General features: G+C 35.9%; 8 protein-coding genes and 1 tRNA gene. All 9 read left to right on the forward strand.

Annotation, left to right across the window (positions count from 1 at the left end):
• Positions 1-3 precede the first annotated feature (3 nt).
• Positions 4-78, forward strand: a tRNA-Val gene (locus QL232_RS22200).
• 175 nt (positions 79-253) lie between these two features.
• Entirely contained in the window at positions 254-1,729 is a 1,476-nt protein-coding gene (gene guaB / locus QL232_RS22205; protein ID WP_168881385.1) for an IMP dehydrogenase, read from the forward strand.
• Between the two features lie 203 nt (positions 1,730-1,932).
• Positions 1,933-3,210 carry a replication-associated recombination protein A gene (locus tag QL232_RS22210; protein ID WP_281615814.1) on the forward strand — a complete coding sequence of 426 codons (1,278 nt, stop codon included), beginning with the start codon at positions 1,933-1,935 and terminating at the stop codon, positions 3,208-3,210.
• Positions 3,211-3,312: 102 nt separating this feature from the next.
• Positions 3,313-4,149 carry an aldo/keto reductase gene (locus QL232_RS22215; RefSeq protein WP_281615815.1) on the forward strand — a complete coding sequence of 279 codons (837 nt, stop codon included), beginning with the start codon at positions 3,313-3,315 and terminating at the stop codon, positions 4,147-4,149.
• 159 nt (positions 4,150-4,308) lie between these two features.
• Complete coding sequence (locus tag QL232_RS22220) at positions 4,309-5,661, forward strand: hypothetical protein (protein WP_168881382.1); 1,353 nt, start codon at positions 4,309-4,311, stop codon at positions 5,659-5,661.
• Between the two features lie 45 nt (positions 5,662-5,706).
• On the forward strand, positions 5,707-8,859 hold the full coding sequence (locus tag QL232_RS22225) for a hypothetical protein (RefSeq protein ID WP_281615816.1): 3,153 nt from the start codon (positions 5,707-5,709) through the stop codon (positions 8,857-8,859).
• A 23-nt stretch (positions 8,860-8,882) separates the two neighbouring features.
• Entirely contained in the window at positions 8,883-9,947 is a 1,065-nt protein-coding gene (locus QL232_RS22230) for an outer membrane beta-barrel protein (protein WP_281615817.1), read from the forward strand.
• Between the two features lies 1 nt (position 9,948).
• Positions 9,949-11,190, forward strand: coding sequence for a hypothetical protein (locus tag QL232_RS22235; protein ID WP_281615818.1), 1,242 nt, complete (start codon positions 9,949-9,951; stop codon positions 11,188-11,190).
• Positions 11,191-11,403: 213 nt separating this feature from the next.
• Positions 11,404-20,175: an Ig-like domain-containing protein gene (locus tag QL232_RS22240; protein ID WP_281615819.1), complete on the forward strand. Its 8,772-nt coding sequence runs from the start codon at positions 11,404-11,406 to the stop codon at positions 20,173-20,175.
• The last annotated feature ends 133 nt before the right edge of the window (positions 20,176-20,308 follow it).

The following is a 20,308-nucleotide window of genomic DNA, read 5'->3' on the forward strand; positions in this document are numbered from 1 at the left end:
AATGGGATGTTAGCTCAGTTGGTTTAGAGCACCTGCCTTACAAGCAGGGGGTCACTGGTTCGAATCCAGTACGTCCCACAAAAAGAGATAAAGGGCATACCTAAAATATAGGTGTGCCCTTTTTTTATTGCCTGAAAATCAATTTTTTGTGTATTAAAGTTAATGTGAAAAAATTTATGTATATTTTAATTGATTTATCAATTTATGTTCTAACTTTGCTCGGCAAATAATCACAGTTAAATTATTTGCTTCAATGGCTATCGATCCAAGTAAAGTTTTGTACGAGGCACTCACATATGATGATGTGCTTTTAAGACCAGGTTTCTCACAAATCCTTCCTAGAGAAACTACTACAAAAACCATGTTAACAAAAAACATTGCGTTGAATATTCCTTTAGTTTCAGCAGCAATGGATACTGTAACAGAAGCTGATTTAGCAATTGCAATGGCATTAGAAGGAGGCTTAGGCTTCATTCATAAAAACATGACAATTCAGCAACAGGCTTCCCAAGTACGAAAAGTCAAGCGTTCGCAATCAGGTATGATTTTGGACCCAGTTACCTTAACTGCGAACAAAACATTGTTTGAAGCAAACGAGTTAATGAGGGAATACAGAATCGGGGGTATTCCTGTAGTTGACGAAGAAGGACTTCTAATTGGTATTCTAACAAACAGAGATCTTCGCTTTCAAAAAGACTTAAACATCGCTGTTAAAGATGTAATGACAAAAGAAAATCTTATAACAGCTGATGATGGTATCACACTAGATGAGGCTCAAGATATTCTTCAAGAGCATAAAATCGAAAAACTTCCAATCGTAAGTAAATCAAACAAACTTGTAGGTTTAGTGACTTACCGCGATATCTTAAAAAACAAGAACAGACCAAATGCTTGTAAAGACCAATATGGTCGTTTAAGAGTAGGTGCTGCCGTAGGTGTTACTGCAGACTTAATGGAAAGAGTTTCTGAATTAAAAGCAGCTGGTGTAGATGTTGTCGGTTTAGATACCGCACATGGTCACTCTAAAGGTGTGATCGATGCTTTAAAGAAAATCAAAAAAGAATTTCCTGACTTAGATGTAATCGTTGGTAATATCGCAACAGCAGAAGCAGCAGAAGCTTTAGCAGATGCAGGTGCCGATGGTATCAAAGTAGGTGTTGGACCAGGTTCAATCTGTACAACACGTGTTATTGCAGGTGTAGGTGTACCTCAGTTATCAGCTGTTTTTGAAGCTGCATCTGTTTTAAGAGAAAGAGGAATTCCATTTATCGCTGATGGAGGTGTTCGATTCTCTGGAGATTTAGTAAAAGCGGTTGCTGGTGGTGCTGATGTTGTAATGATCGGTTCATTATTAGCGGGTACTGATGAAGCTCCAGGTGATATGATCATCTTTGAAGGTCGTAAATTTAAAGCCTACAGAGGTATGGGATCTGTAGAAGCGATGAATAAAGGTTCTAAGGATCGTTACTTCCAAGATGCAGAAGATGACGTGAAGAAGCTAGTTCCGGAAGGAATCGCAGGTCGTGTTCCTTACAAAGGACGCGTTGAGGAAGTATTATATCAATTAGTTGGTGGATTAAAGGCAGGTATGGGTTACTGTGGTGCCGGATCTATTGAACAACTAAAAGATGCGAAATTTGTAAAAATTACTGGTGCTGGTGTTAAAGAATCTCACCCTCACGATGTAACAATTACAAGAGAAGCTCCTAACTACTCTTCAAAAGGGTAGTTGTAAAGATACATCACAAAACATGGGTTGAATACTATAATGGTATTCAACCCTTTTTTATTTACAGGAAAAATATTTTCTATTAAGCTTAATTAATGAGAATTAAATCAACTTTTATATTCAATTGATGTACATTTGTTATATATTTAAACAATTAAGTGTTTAAAAAATACACTTTTCTGTTTTGTGATTAATTTAAAAGAATGAAAACAATAGCAACTCCTTTAGCAGAAAGAATGCGTCCACAGACAATTAATCAAGTGGCAGGTCAGAAACACTTATTAGGTGTGGATGGTGTGTTTACGAGAATGGTAGAGAGTAAAACAATACCTTCTATGATTTTATGGGGACCTCCAGGTGTTGGTAAAACAACTTTAGCCAGACTTTTGGCTGAAGCAACTACCAGACCTTTTAAAACTTTAAGTGCTATTAGTGCTGGAGTAAAGGATGTGAGAGAAGTAATTAAGGATGCAAGCTATGCTTATGGTACCATCTTGTTTATTGATGAGATTCATAGGTTCAGTAAATCACAGCAAGATGCTTTACTGAATGCTGTTGAAAAAGGTATCATTACATTAATCGGGGCAACTACAGAAAATCCTTCTTTCGAGGTGAATTCTGCTTTAATATCAAGAAGTCAAGTATACGTGCTTGAGCCGTTGAAGAAAGAAGATTTAATATGGTTAATCAATAGAGCATTAAAGGAAGATGTAGTGCTAAAGAAGAAAAACATTGTCATCGATGAAAATGTCGCATTATTAAGATATTCTGGGGGTGATGCTCGTCGATTAATGAACCTTCTGGAACTTTCAATAGATGCAGCAAAGGAAGATGATAATAGTGAAATACATATCAATGATGAGTTAGTAGCCTTGGTAGCTCAGCAGAAAGCTGTTCATTATGATAAGAAAGGGGATTCACATTATGATATTATTTCAGCATTTATAAAATCGATCCGAGGTTCTGATCCAAATGCAGCTGTTTATTGGTTAGCAAGAATGATTGAAGGAGGTGAAGATCCTAAGTTTATTGCTAGGAGATTAATAATTTCTGCTTCTGAGGATATTGGTAACGCAAATCCAACGGCATTGATTATGGCTAATAATTGTATGCAAGCTATCAATTTTGTCGGCATGCCAGAAGGGCGAATTATTCTATCTCAATGTACTACCTATCTTGCATGTTCTCCAAAAAGTAATGCCTCGTATACTGCCATTAAAGATGCTCAGAAAATAGTGCAAAAAACAGGTGATCTACCAGTTCCTTTGCATTTGCGAAATGCATCTACATCTTTAATGAAAGAACTTGGATATGCTGATGCTTATTTATATCCACACAATGATCCACAAGGTTTTATTCCTCAAGAATACATGCCAGAAAGTATGGAAGGGAATACGATATATCAGCCTAAACAAAATGCTAGAGAACAGGAGATGTTGAAGCGTCTTCAATTAATGTGGAATAAAAAGTATAATTACTGATTAAAGGCTCTATTTTGTGCTGATGTTTGTCAATGTTTATTAACAGTGGTTTTATGATATTGTCTTAAAGCACAACTAAACAACCATTAAACACCTGTAATTATGATAAACTCTGTAAAAAGAAAGTTTCCTATCTATGATATGCGAGGAACTTTCGCATTAAGAAACACAGTTCGTATTCCATTTCTAGGAATGAATGTATCACAAATTCATGAAGGTAAGCCAATTTTTAACGCAACTAAAAGAGCTTTACAAATTGGGTATAGACATTTTGACTGTGCTACGAAGTATAACAACATAAATGGTGTAGGACAAGCAATCAAAGAATCTCAAATTGATCGTAATGATGTCTTTATCTCACTTAAAATTGGAGATGAATTTCAAGGTTTTGAAAATACAATAGAAGTGTATCATCAGCTAATAGCTGAATCAGGTTTAAGGTATATTGACTTATTATTGATCGAACATCCTCTAGAAAATGTAGTAGGAGAAACCTGGAGAGCTTTGGAGCAACTTTATGTTGAAAGAAGAGTGAGAGCCATTGGGGTTTGTAATTATACAAAACCTCAGTTACAGGAGTTAGTGATGCAAGCTGATGTATTTCCTGTAGTAAATCAAGTAGAGTTTAATGTTTTAAAGGCGGATCATGAATTGATGGAGTATTGTGTGGATAAAGGCATACAACTAGTCTCAATTGGAGCCTTAAAACATGGTGAAATCTTAGATCTTCCGGAAATACAAGAATTGGCCATAAAATATAAAGTAGAGCCATCTCAGATTGCATTAAGATGGATTCTGCAAAATGGTGTAGTTTCTATTCCTCAAGCTGAATTAAGAGAACACTTATTAATCAATTCAGCTCTATTTAATTTTGAACTTAGTGATGAAGATATGCTGCTTTTAGATCAGCTATCTCAAAAAGAATTAGTACAATTCTAATATTAATATTGTACTTATAACATTAAACGGTCTGATATTTAGTCAGACCGTTTTTTTTACTTAACTTCTCATTTGTTAATAAACGTAATTGGAATAAAGGTTGCTTGTATTAAACACAATCAACAAACTAGACTTAATAAGACATAATCTATCAACCATATGCGTATACAAGTAATTTGTGTTGCGTCTGATGCTATCGAAGCCGAAAACCACAGAGAGTTAGGGTATTTGATTGCAGATGCTCTTCAGGTTTCTTTTAGAGAAATGAAAAGAACCGATGTAGAAGTATCTGTGACTGTTGATCCTGTACCCAATGCCGAATTTGATATTGTAATTTGGTTACTATTGGGTGAGGTGGAAGAAGATGTAGCATTAAATTATTCGCAACGAAATTATAAAGTTTTATTGCATGATATTCACCCTGAACAGCAGCCAGCGTCTCTAGTTGGGGTAAGAAGTTATCATCTGTCAAAATTTGAGACTAGAATCGGAAAAACCGTTACGTTAACAGTTCCTTTAATTGAGGGGTACCGTGTTTATTTTTGGTTAGTAATATCGGACATCGCTCATGATATATATGACGACCTGAACCCTTCTGAAGTACCTAAAAGAATGATTTTTCTTGGAGATACTTCAGATGATTTAAGAATGGAGCGTTTACTTCTCAAAAGAGATTTAAAGGCTTTTGGCTTCGACTCACTACCTAAAAAAGATTATACCTCAGATACAGAACGTATATCTTTGGAGCAATGGCAAGATCTTGAACGTTCTGAAATTGCAATTCATTTAGCAGGAGGAAGAGAAGGAATAGCGTCAGATAATGAAGTTTATTCCATTCAAGAATGGCAAGAGAAGGTGTCAGAAACCTATATTAAACAAAAAGAAGGAAGCTTGAAAAAGCTGGTTTGGCTTCCTCCGACCATAAGATTTACATCAGATAAACGTAAGTTTTATGTAGAAAAACTATTGAAAAACATTGATGAGCATGAACTAACTTTGACTTTTAAGACAGACTTGGAGAAATTTAAGTCTATACTTCACAATGAATTAAGTGCTAATGAACAAGAAAATTCAATCAGCGACGTTGATGAAGTATATAAAAAGAAGGTTTATGTAATGAGTGATATAATGGATTCCGATAAAGTCAATGGCCTAGTAACTAAACTGGATGCTATGGGTTTTGGAGTACTTACATTAGCTCAAGGACAAGGTGCAAAGTTAATGCGCCGTCAACATCAAAGACATTTGCAGTTGTGTAATAGCACAATTGTTTATGTGGATCAGGCCCCAACGGAATGGATTATGGCCAAATTGCAAGATAATTTAAGAGCCTCTGGACTTGGAAGGAAGGAGCCTTTAAATATCAAAGCAATTGTTGTTTCCAGTTTTACAATGGCAAATGAGTTGACAAAAATGCTGGATGAAAATCATTTATATAAATCAGTTGGAGTTTTTACGGATGATGATGTAATGATTTCAGATGATTTACTTAGTTTTTTATCTGCACTTTAGTAATATTGTTGTAATTTTAAATGTTCTAATTCGCTGACTTTCTCTATGAATTCTTTTTCATCGACAAATACTGATGCACAGAAGTTGATGCTGACAGGGCAATTCAATCCATTCCCAGGATTGAGACCTTTCCGTACGGATGAGACTTTCTTGTTTTTTGGTAGGGATGGTCAAACCGAAGAGGTATTATGGCGATTAGAAAAAAATAGATTTGTTGCCGCACTTGGTGCTTCAGGTTCAGGTAAATCATCTTTGATTTATTGTGGCTTGATTCCAGCGCTTCAAGGTGGTTTTATGGAGAAGCAAGGCTCCAAATGGAATGTGTCAAGTTCTCGCCCGGGAACTGATCCGATAAAAAACCTTGCACTTGCTGTATTACAGTCCACTAAAAATTTCCATACAAAATCAGTAGAAGATCAGGAGTTACTCTTAAACGTAGCTGTCACTATGTTATTAAGTTCATCAAGAGGACTTGTGACATTAGTTGAAAGGCTACGAGAAGATGAAGGAGACAACTTCTTGATTTTAATTGACCAGTTTGAAGAGTTATTCCGATTCTCGAGATTAGAATCTGAAGACCTTTCAATGGGTATGGCTTCTGCCTTTGTGAAATTATTAGTTGAAGCAACTAAGCAAAGTAAAGTGCCAATTTATGTAGTAATGACCATGCGTTCTGACTACATAGGTGACTGTGCTCGCTTTCCTGAATTAACCTATTTGATTAATGAGAGTCATTATTTGATTCCTCAGATGACAAGAGATCAAAAACAAGAGGCGATTTTGGGGCCAGCGGCTGTAGGTGGTGCTAATATTAGTTCTAGGTTACTTCAGCGATTACTTAATGATTTAGGCGATACACAAGATCAACTTCCAATTATGCAACACGCTCTTATGCGTACGTGGGAATATTGGAGTGTGCATTCAGATTTAAATGAGGAGTTAGATGTTCATCATTATGAAGCAATCGGTGGTATGGCTGAAGCCTTATCACAACATGCCGATGAAGCATTTAGAGAACTTTCTGAAGAGGAAAAGTTGATTTGTGAGAAGATTTTTAAAGCACTTACCGAAAAAGGGGAAGACGGTCGAGGAATCCGTCGTCCAACGAAAGTGAAAAATCTTGCTGAGATTTCAGAATCAGAAGTGGCTGTAGTTATTTCAATTGTTGATAGATTTAGAACATCAGGTAGAACATTATTGACACCTGATCAAAGTATAGATATTGATTTTGATTCCGTAATTGATATTTCCCATGAATCATTGATGCGTGTATGGATACGTTGTCGTGATTGGGTAGATGAGGAATTTGAAGCAGTAAAAATATATAAACGTCTTTCGGAAGCAGCCACTTTATATCAACAAGGTAAAGCTTCTTTGTGGAGACCACCAGATTTATACATTGCCATACAATGGCGAGAGCGTTTTAAACCCAACTTATCTTGGGCGGTTCAATATGAACCTTCTTATGAGAGAGCAATTACATTCTTAAAAAGCTCTCAAGAGGAATACGAAGAAGAGCAAAGGGTAAAAGAGCGTCTTCAGAAACGTATTGTTAAGCGTACGAAGGTTATTGCATTAATTCTTGCAGCAGCAACTATTGGAGCAATTATGTTGGTAATTTTTGCACAATTGAAGGCAAGAGATGCAGAATTGGCTGCAATTGAGGCAAAAGAGTTTGGTGAAAAAGCAAATAAAAGTGCGAAAGCAGCAGCAGAAGCCTTAGCTAGAGCCGAAGAAGAGCAACGTAAAGCCGAATTAGCGGCAGAAGAAGCTCAGAAGCAAACGGCAATTGCTCAAGCTGCCTTAGATTCTGCAGAGTACCAAAAGAATTTGGCTATAGAACAGACACGTATTGCCTTGCAGGCACAACAAGATGCAGAGCAACAACGTCAAACGGCAGAAAAAGCAAAAGAAAATGCCATTGCCAGTGCTCAGATTGCGGATGATAGATCTAAGGAAGCAGAGATTTCTCGTCAGAATGCTGATAGAGCAAAAGCATCTGCGGATACATTAAGGTTCCTTTCTATTGCTCAAGCTTTAGCCGTTAAGTCTTTACAAATTAAGGATCCAGAACAGAAAGCATTATTAGCATCACAAGCTTATGCTTTTAATCAACAATACAAAGGGTTAAATCCTAACCCCGACGTTTACCAAGGTCTTTATCAATCTGTAAAAGGTTTTAAAGGTGAAGATTTCAATTTAATGAAAGGGCATGATGATTATGTGAGAACATTATATTATGATGCTGATCAAAATACATTATTATCTGCAGGTTCAGATGGAAGTATCCGTAAGTGGGACGAAAATTCATTAGAATCTGAAGTTTTATCAGGAGATAACGGAGTCATTAGAGGCTTGATAATCTCTAAGGATAAGGGAAGAGCTGCAATCTATTCTGAAAATGGAATGGTGAAAATCTTTACATATCCTGATTTTAAAACATTGAAGAAAATTAAAGTTACTAAAGGTCAATTGTGGGCAGGAGTTTTTGATCAATATGGTGATCGAATTTTCTTAACAGGACAAAGTAAAAAAATATATACTGTAGATACTGAAACATATTCAACATCTGTATTAACAGAATCAGATAAGAGAATCACAAATCTTAAAGTGTCTAATTTAGATGGTAGTATATGGGCAATGAAAGAATCGGGAGCGGTAGTGAAATACTGTCCTGATGATAAATGTGCCGAAACAACCATCTATGCTGATAAAGGTATTGCAGGTACTGCAATTGCATTTTCTAAAGACGGGAAAACGGTTGCTCTTGGCTTCGAAGATGGTAAACTAATTCTATGGGATAGAGTAAAAGGAGCAGAGATCGACAATCTTCAAGGACATGATACTAAGGTGACAAGTTTGAAATTCGATAATGAGACTAAGAGACTAGTTAGTACTAGTTTAGATGGGTCTGCTCGTATTTGGAATGTTATTCCTGGTAGAACTAATGAATCTCCTATCATCTTAAATGACTTAGGCTCATGGGCTTCTGAAGCATCTTTTGCAAATCAAGGAAGTGTATTATATGTAGGTACTTCAGGACACGACTTGAGAAGGTATGAATTAGATATTCCTACACTTTCAAACTCAGTATGTTCATTAATGCCTAGAAAAGAAATGACCGATAAAGAATGGGGACGTTACGTTGGTGAAGGTATTGAAAACCGTAATGTTTGTGATGGAGGAGATGTAGAATAAATTCGCTTTTTATTCAATTATTTATGTTGACAAAACTGATAGACCAAAAATTACTTTTTAGCATCACTCTTATTTTTTTATTATGTAATTCAGTGTTTGCTCAAGAATGTGAAGAGGCTTATAACAGAGCCAACACTCTATACGCGGAAGGTAAGTTATTACAAGTCCCATATGAACTTAATAATTGTATTGAAAGAGGATTTGAATCTTCTGCAAAACAATTAAATGCAAGGAGACTAGTAATTCTTTCGTATTTATATTCTGATAGAGTAGTCGAAGCAGAAGATGCTATGCTTCAACTTTTAAAAGAAAATGCAGAGTATAAGCCAACTTCATCAGATCCTGCTGAATTAAGAAACCTTTATGAAAAGTTTAGAACTCGTCCAATAATGTCTTTAGGATTAGTTGGAGGGGCAACTTATAATCAGGCAACGGTTTCAAATACTTTTGGTGTAGGAGCCAAAGAGAACTATTCTAATGTAGAATACCAACCTCAAGTAAGCTTCAAAGCAGGTGTTTCCTTCTCTTTCTATTTAAGTCAGGTGATCCAAATTAATATATCACCTACCTATGAGAGTATAGTGTTTGAGACTGTCGAAAGACCTTTAGATTTCTCTACGACTACCATGAGAGAGAATCAAAATTGGTTGCATTTTCCTTTAACAATGAGGTTTGTAATTCTTCCTAAACAAAAAGTAAAACCTTTTATAGGACTAGGAGGAAGTGCAAGAATGCAGATGAATGCGAGCATAGAAGGTACTCAGGCATATGACAGTGAAGAAATTGCAGATATAGAAGCCACTACTATTGATATTTCTAAACAACGACAAGAAATGCTTTACGATGCGATTGTCCAATTGGGAATTCAGTTTAAAACACGTTTTTCTCACTGGTCAATTATTGGTTCATACAGTTATGCATTTCAAGATTTTAATAAACCTAATTCTCGATATGATAATAGTGAACTAATTTTTAGTTACGGTTATATTGATAATGATGTAAAGATGGATGTTATATCATTGACTGTTGGTATAGCATACGACTTTTACAAACCTAAGAAATATAGAAAATACAAAACACTGGACTAACATGATCAAACGCTTAGCATATTTTCTGATAATTTTATTGATGGGTTGTGAAACGGTAGATTCATATACATCAGAAGAAACATATATCAAGTTTTATGGAACGGAAGGTGAAGAAATTGGTCGTGATTTACTCGTTCAGGATGACGGTATGTTACTGCTGGGGACTACATCGTCTTCATCGTATTTAACTTCGATTTTATTGATCAAAACAGACCTAGCAGGAAATGAAATATGGTCCTTGGAATTGGTAGAGGATTCGACACAAACATTTATTATTGATGATGCTGTAGGTTTACTTCAGACGTCAGATAACGAAATTGTTGTGCTTGGTAATAGGGCTGTAGATGGAGAAAGATATGGAGTTCTTTTCACTATCAATTTAGAAACACCTTCAATTACTCTTTTCCAAGAAGTAAGAGCAGAAACTAAAGATGTTAACCAAGCTGTATTTAATGATATTGAAAAAATCACAGAAGGTGGATTTATAATAATAGGAGAGGTGAGAAACTTTGAAAACCCAAGTGTTTCGAACTCTGATTGGGATGTGATTAGTATTAAATATGATGAATCTGCAGGTAGACAATTGGAAAGGATCAATGGTTTTCAAGATAACCTAGATGATTACGGAGCTTCTGTAGTAGAAGGAGAAGATGGTAATTTTTATTTGTTTGGATCAGTTACCATCAATAAAGTGAATGATCAAGGGGCAACAGTACCTGTTTCTGATATTAGAACAGTTCGAGTGAACTCTTTTCTAGTGCCTGTTTGGGATAAATATTACGGGACAGCTAAAAATGAAATAGGTAATGAAATTACAACTTATAACAGTGATAGATATGTAATGGGTTCTCAAGAAAACTCTGAGAATAATATGGATATCATTATTTCGAAATTAGATCAGGATGGAGATCCAACCCTTTTTCAAACTATAGGAGAGGAAGGTATTGATCAAGGTTATCATATGGAAATTCATCCTTCTGGAATATATATTACAGGTAAAACAAACTCAGGTAGAGCAGATTTTAACATTTTTATCATGAAAATTTCTTTCCAAGGCGAATTGATTTGGACAAAGAAATTTGGATTTGAAGGAGATGATGAAGGTAGAAAAATTAATATTTTAGATGATGGTTCAATATTAGTTGTAGGTTCAGCTGTTTTTGGTAATTCAAGAAAGATATGTCTGTTAAAGACTGATTCTGATGGTAATTTATCGAAGATACCTACTAATACTGAGAATTAACTGATATCAGAATAATACAAATACTTACATCGAATTTTGTTAAAATGATAAACATATATCCTGAAACTTACGTAAATTATTAAAAGTTAATAAAGTTTAATAAGTTTAAGGGTTATAGGTAATCATCTATTTATTCTATCGAATACTTATCATCATTTAAACTAAACACATATTAGGCTTTAACGAATTTCAAAAGTCGCTGATACTATTACTATGAATAAATACTACTCCCAAATATTTAAATTTTCAATTGCATTTATTTTCTATTTTTTCAGTGGTTCAATATATGCTCAATCAGTTTCGAACTTTGACAGAATTCTTTCTGGATCAAATAGAACAAGTTCGGCAGTTCTTGCCTATGAACTTCATGGATCTGGGCTTAATCCATCAACTTCAGATTTTACTGTTGAAAAAGATGATGGAGGATGGACAACAATTACTAGTAATGTAGAGGTTTTTCTAGTTCAAGTAACTGTAAATACGGATTATGATGTTTATATCTTCTTAGCTGGAGAATATGAAGATGGATTAGATTATAGAGTAAATTATTCAGGAGATGGTCTAGATGAAGATTCTGAAGTATATGAGATTGATATAACGGAGGGTGATGAGTCTACAGTTGTTTCGAACGCATTAAGTCCAACAGCAGATTTAGGTTCATCAAATACAGATAAAATTACAAGCTTAGATCGCTTGGTATTTACTGCAACGGCGACATCAGGAGAAACAATTTATATAAAAAATGGGACTACAACGATTGGTAGTACAGTTGCAACAGGAGGAGTGGATTTAATTGTGACAACCTCTTTAGCAGAAGGAGATCATGACATCTTTGCCTATAGTATTGATACTGATGGAAGATTGTCTTACACATCAACACCAATAGCAGTAACTATCGATCTAACTGACCCTGCTATGCCAGATGAGCCTACTTTTTTAGCAAACTCGACAAATGATACAGGTCCTTTATCTAATGATAAGGTAACGAATAATACAACACCAACTATTAATGTAGATAATATAGATCATGTATCAGGTAGTCAAATTGTGATCACGAGTAATATTGATGGTGAAGTTGCAAGAGTATCGACTTCAGGTACTGATCAAGATATTACTTTAAGTGCTCTTAGTGATGGAGAACATGAATTAACAGCACATATCGAAGACTTAGCAGGTAATGAAGGAGATGCTTCAGATCCATTAACCAGAGTAATTATCGATACGGATGCTCCAGAGAAACCAAGCTTAAGTTTAACAACAGACACGGGGTCCAGTGATTCTGATTTAAGAACAAAAGAATCTTCTCCGTCATTCTCAACGGATGCCGAAATTAATTCACTAATCACTTTATTGGAAGGGAGTTCAAATGTTGGGACTATTAAAAGTACAGGAACTACAAGTATTACTACAAATACAGCCTTAACATCTGCAAATACATATAATTATACAGTTACCGCAACAGATTCAGCAGGTAATGTTTCTACAGCATCAGATATTGTAGCAGTTGATTTTAATAATTCAGCTTTATCAAATATCACAAGTGTTGCTTTAGATGGTGCCTCTGATTCGGGATTAGGAGGGGACTTTATTACAAATATCAACACCCCTACATTCAATTGTGTATTTCCTAGTGCAGCAAATACACTTGTCGTGACAAGTAATTTGGATGGAAATGTTGGTGGAGGAAGTATTTCTTCAGTTAACCAGTCCTTTATGTTGTCAACCCTTCAAGAAGGCAACCATAGATTAACTTTCTATTTAGAAGATGTTTACGGTAATGTGAGTGGAAACACAACAGTTGATCTTGAAATAGATAGAACAGCTCCATCTGTACCAACGCTTGCTTTTGATCATAGTAGCTCGGACTTGGGAAGGGATAATATGGATTCTAAAACCAGTGATAATACACCAACATTTACAGTTACTGGAGATGTTGGTTCAACAATTAGAATATATGTTTCAGGTTCGCCAGTTGGCAATGTTTTCTGTACAGGAACAAATAGTATAACAACATCAGTAATTGCAAATGGTAATACTTCCTTTACTGCAAAAGCTATTGATGATGCTGGAAATGAATCATCTTCTCCGGCTGCAGTTCTTGTAGATATTAAAAATAATACATCTATTTCTGCACCAGCTACTTTTACATTAAAAAGTACTTCAGACAGCGGATCTTCTAATTCAGATAAAATAACTAATAATACAACACCTGAATTTGAATTAACAGGTGTTCCTAATGGTGATACCCCAGAAGTTATTATTTCTAGTAATATTGATGGGGAAGTAGCAAGAGTAGCGACTTCACTGACAAGTTTAGACATTACATTGCTTTCAGCATTAAGTGATAATACACATACACTTTCTGCTTATGTAGAAGATATTTATGGTAACCAAGGTGCAGTAGAAATGGAAAGTATCACTATCGATACTACACCACCTTCATTGTCAGCGGTGTCGATAAGCTCTGATAATGGTGTTTCAACTTCATTAGCTGAGAATAATGATGATGTTACTCTTTCATTTACCTCAGATGAAACATTAGTAAGCCCTTTTTCAGCAACCTTAGATGGATCATCGATAGCTGCTTCTGTTTCAGGTCTGAATTATTCAGTGGTAAAAACAATGTCCGTAACTGGAGGTTCATCTTATTCTCCTATATCGTTCTCAATTGCAGCTCAAGATATTGCTGGTAACACAGCTTCTGCGGTTACGTCAACCAATGATGCTAGTAGCGTGACAGTATTTCCAAACTTATCAAGCACTATTACAGCACCAGCAACAACTAATTATTGTGATGGTGAAAATACAGGGTATACGATTACAGGTACTGCTGTGGGTGGTGGATCTGGATCCTATTCATATGATTGGGAAAGAAGTAAAGATTCTGGTCCATATGCATCATTGACAAGCTCAGGTGTTAATTTCACCGAGAATGAAGTGCTAACATCAGGAACATATAATTATAGAAGAAAAGTAACAAGTGAAGGCATCTCAGGTTATTCTAATGTTATTTCAATCACTGTTAATGATGATATAGCCAATAATATTGTTGATACTCCTTCGGATGATGAGTATTGTAACTCGGTGGCTGCGAATGCAATTTCACTTACTGCTCAAACTCCAACTGGAGGTACAGGAACTTATTCATATCAATGGGAAATAAGTTTAAATAATGGGTCATCTTGGTCGAACGCAGGTACTTCAGCAGATTTGACGTATGGTTCGGCAATCAATACTCTAGGTACAATTCTTTTTAGAAGAACTGTAACAAGTAGTGGTTGTTCATCTGTTTCCAATGAAATTGAAATAAATATTATTCCAAGCATCACCGATAATACATTAACTAATTTGTCTGGTGGAGCAACGATTTGTATCAACGAACCTATAGTTATTATTGGTTCTGCTCCAAATGGAGGTACTGGAGGGTATTCTTATCAGTGGCAGCAAAGAATTGGAATGGGGTCTTTTACCGATATTTCTGGTGAAACGTCTCAGAGTTATTATAATGCTTCTGTTTCAACTTCAGGTAATTACCAAATAAGAAGAGTAGTTACTTCTGGAGAGTGTAGTCATACTTCATCTCCAATTATGATTTCAGTTCCTAGTGAACCGTCAGGTTATGCTTTAACTCCATCGACAACCAATTATTCCGATCAAACTTCAACTGCGATTGCGTTGAGTGTTACAGGCTTAGTTTCAGGGGAAGATTTTTACTGTTCTGGACCAGGTGTAATTACTTTAGGAGAAGGTGCGGGTAATAATTCATTTTATCCAAATATTGCAGGAGTGGGTAGCCATACTATTGATTATCATATTACATATGGTGATTGTGAAAAGGTTGTACCTGTATCTTTTACAGTATATGATGGATCAACAGTAATGAACTTAGATCAATTGTATTGTGAGGATGAGTCTGCAATCACATTGGATATTCCTGATGAGTCTTCATTTCCTGGTACATCACCATATACTTTAGTAGATTTTACAGGACCAGGCGTAGCTCCAAGTGGAGGTGATTATGTCTTTACTCCCGAAGATGCATTAAGTATGGGGGCCGCAGACGGTGCGACAGAAACAGTTACAGTTACTGCAAATTACACGGATGCATTAAGTGTACCTTTCTCTATTACTCAAGATGTATCTATTACCAAAACACATGTAGCTTCAATTAATTTAAGTGACCCTTCATTTTGTGTTACAGATGCTGATGTTACCATTAATGCAAATGTTGACGGAGCGTTACAGACAACAAATGGAGAATTTCAACTTGGAAGCGGGCCTGTTGTAAATAATGAGATAACAATATCGCCATCGTCAATGACTCCCGGGAGTCATGTTTTAACATATACTTATCGTGATGTGAATGGTTGTACTGCAACTGATGATATCACAATCGAAATTAACGAATTACCCGATGTCAGCTTCAGGTATTTAGATCCAGCCGATGATGGTAATTTCTGTTTCGACGAAGGATTGATCACTTTGGTGGGTGAGGTAGATGATATGGATGTGACCTCAGGAACTTTCTCAGGGAACCCAGGTATTACAAATATTGGAAATGGTCGAGCAACATTTGATCCTTCTTTAGCAGGAGGTGAATTATATGATGAAGATGAAGATTTTACAATCACTTTTACATATACAGATGGTACAACAAACTGTCAAAATAGTGTTGACTCTACTGTAAATGTATTTGGTTATGATGAAGTATTTATCGCATCAAACAATGCAGATTCTGTATGTTTTTCTGTTGAAGAAGTGATTTTCACTCCAATGGAAGGTTTCTCTCAATATTCAGGATCTGGCTCATTTACGATTGATACGGGTGGATTAACTAGTAATCCAGATGGTACGGCATCATTTGATCCAGAAACTGCTGCGATTGCTGCAGGAGAGACAAGTACTGGAGATTATTCTCGTCACATTCTTACGTATACTTACAGCAACTCAAGAGGTTGTGATTTAAGCATAAAGGATACGATTTATGTGAGACCATTACCAGAAAAACCAACATTAGTATCTACAATCCCTTCTTACTGTTCTGATGATACGGACTTAGCCGATATTCAAGTAACAGGGGAGTCAGGTGCACAGTTTACTTGGTATTCTGATTCTGATCTAACTTTAGTTTCTAGTACAAGTAATATCCTTGAACCTAGTGATGCTCCTTCGATTACTTCAGATTCTGTTGTTACATACTATGTGAGACAAACAAATGTGGAGACATGTACCAGTGATACTTTGCAAGTGCATATTATGATTTATGCTAAACCACTTGCACCATCATTATCAATAGCCAACGATACGGAGTATTGTTCAGGTGAAACAGTAACAGCACTATCTGTTGCTTCAGCAGGACAAAATATTAAATGGTATACTTCAAGTGCATTAGGAACGCCTGTAGGTTTAGGAGATACATTTACTCCTGTATTGAATACAAACGTTTCAAATGATTCTACGGTAAGTTATTATGTTACAGAAACTATAAATGGTTGCGAAGGCCCTTATTCTGTTTTAACGATAGATATCAATAAAACACCGGATGCTCCAACTGCTAACTCGGTACCTCAGGTATGTTCAGGAGGAGTTTTACCTCAATTAAGTGTATCCACAGGTAGTGATGTAAATTGGTATGCAAGTGCAGATAAATCAGGTGGTGCATTAGTTACAGGTACTACAACCTATACACCATCTTTTGATACCAATGTAGTGAATGATTCCACAGTGAGTTTTTATGCTACAAGTACCTCATTAGATGGGTGTGAAAGTGATGTAACTCAAATTGATGTTGTTATTACCGCATTGCCTGCATCTCCAAGTATTAGTGCAATAACTCCTTATTGTGAAGGAGATCCATTGCAATCTATCACAGCAACTGGTGAAGTTGGGGCCACATATACTTGGTATTCAGATGAAAGTTTAGACCCATTATATGTGGAGTCGACATCGCAGGTGTTTGATCCGATGAGAGACGCACCAAGTTTTGCAACTTACGATACATTAAACTTTTGGGTAGTTCAAACGTCAGGTGGTTGTACTTCTTTAGCCACTAAAGTTGATATTCCTGTATATCCTACTCCAGCAAAACCAACAGTGGATAATATAAATCCGATCTATTGTTCTGGAGAAACGATAAATGCTATTAATGTTACGTCTGGATCAAATATTAGATGGTATAACGATCCTTCTTTAACAACAGTCATATCATCTAGCACATCATATACACCAATTGATCCAAATGCATCCAATGATTACACTCAAAAGTATTATGTAACACAAATACAGAATGGTTGTGAGAGTGATACAACTGAGATTACTTTGGTCATTAATAAAAAACCAGATGAACCAACGGTAATTGGAGATATGAGCTATTGTTCAGGCGAAACCGTTTCGGCTTTAGCAGTTACAGGGTCGGTTGATAATGATGTGAGATGGTATACTGCTGACGATAGGGTGAATCCTGTATCCACAGCACTAACATATACTCCTTCAATTTCTACTGTAGTTACTACAGAGGAAACACATCTATTTTATGTGACTGATTCACACCTAGGTTGTGAGGGACCAGCAAGAGAAGTAACAATCGTAGTACACCCACTACCTACCTTAAGTATTGTAGGTTCATTAACTGAAGAAACTACATATTGTAAGAGTGTAGGTAATGTAGGTATGACAGGTACGCCAGCTGGAGGTAACTTTATTTCTCCTACTGGTGCAGTTGTTAACCAATCTGGTAGTACGTTTAATATCGATATGGAAGACTCACCACTAGGTAGTCATACGGTTAGATATATTTATACAAACGATAATAATTGTCAGGATTCAATTGATTATACATTCAATATTGTGGATGTACCAGAAGTTGATTTCTCATCACAAGTATTCTGTAATACACAACAAGTAGAGTTTACAGATTTAACAACGATTGGTGATACAACGACTATTGTATCTTGGACTTATAACTTTGGAGTAGATGGGGTAGTAGTTCTTACTGACCCTGATCAAGCAAGTGTTTATACTCATGACTTTGCGACTCCTGGAGATAAAACGGTTACATTAACAGTAGAAACCAGTCAAGGATGTACTAATATTTCTACCACTAAAAATATATTTATCGGTTCACCTCCAACGGTTGAATATGAATGGTTAGTTTCTGAATTTGATGCCAACATGTTGTTTACCGATATGTCAGCACCTGCAGACAGAGATACTATTGATTCATGGGACTGGGATTTCGGTGATGGTAATTCTGAAATCATAACTTCAGCGAGTGGAGCAACGGATGGTAGTACATCTTATAGGTATTCTTCTCCAGGTGTTTACGATGTTACATTAACAGTAAATACAACAAGAGGTTGTTCTAGAGTATTAACTGAAAGCGTATATGTTCTTCCAAGAGTTTTCTTAACATCTGAAGATGATGAATATATCCAAAACTTCAATTTAGATGATGGTGATTGGGTGCCTCGTGGAGATGATTATAGTTGGGAATATGGTATGGCAACAGGTGAAAACCTAACATCAACTTCTAATGCTTGGGTGACAGATTTGACATCAAATTACAATATCAATGAGGAGTCGTATTTACATACACCTTCTTTTGATCTTAGCGGTTTAAGTAGACCAATGATGACATTTGATATGCAATTAGATGCTGAAACAGGAGCCGATGGTGTTGTACTTCAGTATTCATTGGACTCAGGACAAACATGGTTAGTTCTTGGAGCTGTTTCAGATCCTATCAATTGGTATAATAGTAGTAACATTCGATCAAACCCTGGTAATCAATCATCAACTTCTGAGGCTCCAGATCCAATTGGTTGGACGGGTTCAGCCACTGAAGATGGCGGTATATTTAATAATTCATTATCTATTCGACATAGTTTAGACCAATTTATTGGTGAGGAACACCTTAGGTTTAGATTTGCCTTTAGATCTAACTCAGATTTGGAAGATGAAGGTGTTATGATCGACAACTTCTATATTGGGAATCGTCATAAATCTGTTGTTATAGAGACCATGACGAATGCAGGAGAAGCATCAATTAATAGTAATATGGTCACATTAGATTCGTTGATGAATCCATTAGCGCTTGATGTAATCTCTATTAATTATCATGTGAAACAAGATGGATTGTCTGATTCATTGAACTTGGATAATCCAGAACCGCCATCTGGACGTACTTTCCAATATGGTATTTCAGATGCTCCAACTACTATTGTTGATGGTAATGCATTCTTAGGTTATACTTTTGATTTTGTACAGAACAATAATCATATCAATCCGATCATGTCTAGAATATTATTGGATCCTGAATTCGATATTTCTATCCAATTGCCGGATGTAGGTGGTGAAGATGAGATTGAAGTAAGTGTTACGGCCAACAAGGCCTTCTCTTCTGATGAAGTGGAGATTGTAGTACATTTAATCACTGTTGAAAGAGAGATTAATGGTATCGAAACTTCTGAGGGCTTCTTAACTCATAAAGATGTTATGAAGTCTATGAGTCCAGCTCCTGGTTCTGAAGGAACAAGTTTTGTAGGTAGAAGTTGGGAAAATGGAAGTGCCGAAACATTTACTGTAGCATGGGATAATCCACAAGTTTACAGTACTGATCAGGCAGAAGTAATCGCACTAGTTCAGGATAATATCTCAAGAGAAATTTATCAGGCTATAAGAGTAAGTGTTTCTGATCTAGTATCAACTGATCCGAAAAATGTCACCTCAATATCAGATGATTTAGAAGGTTGGTCACTGTATCCAAACCCAGCAAGTCAGTCTGTTAAAGTTTCTGCCCCATCATTGTTGCAAAATTGTGAGTGGATTTTATCAGATATAAATGGTAAAAAAGTAGCTGAAGGTGCTTTCTCTGGAAACAATTATTCTATTGATCTAGATCGTTTCCCTACAGGTGTATATGTGATTCGACATATTCACGATGGAGATAAAATTGGAAATGCTTTAAAATTGGTAATTACAAAATAGAATTTCCTTTTTACATAAATTCAAAAACACACACTCTTACAGCAGTGTGTGTTTTTTTTATTTGTATGGAAATGTTAGAAGTATAGATTGAAATTATGTTTAATCTCTCAGTGATTCATTCTATCTTTGCACA

Origin of the sequence: Flammeovirga sp. SubArs3, assembly GCF_947387565.1 — a bacterium.
GTDB lineage: Bacteria > Bacteroidota > Bacteroidia > Cytophagales > Flammeovirgaceae > Flammeovirga > Flammeovirga agarivorans.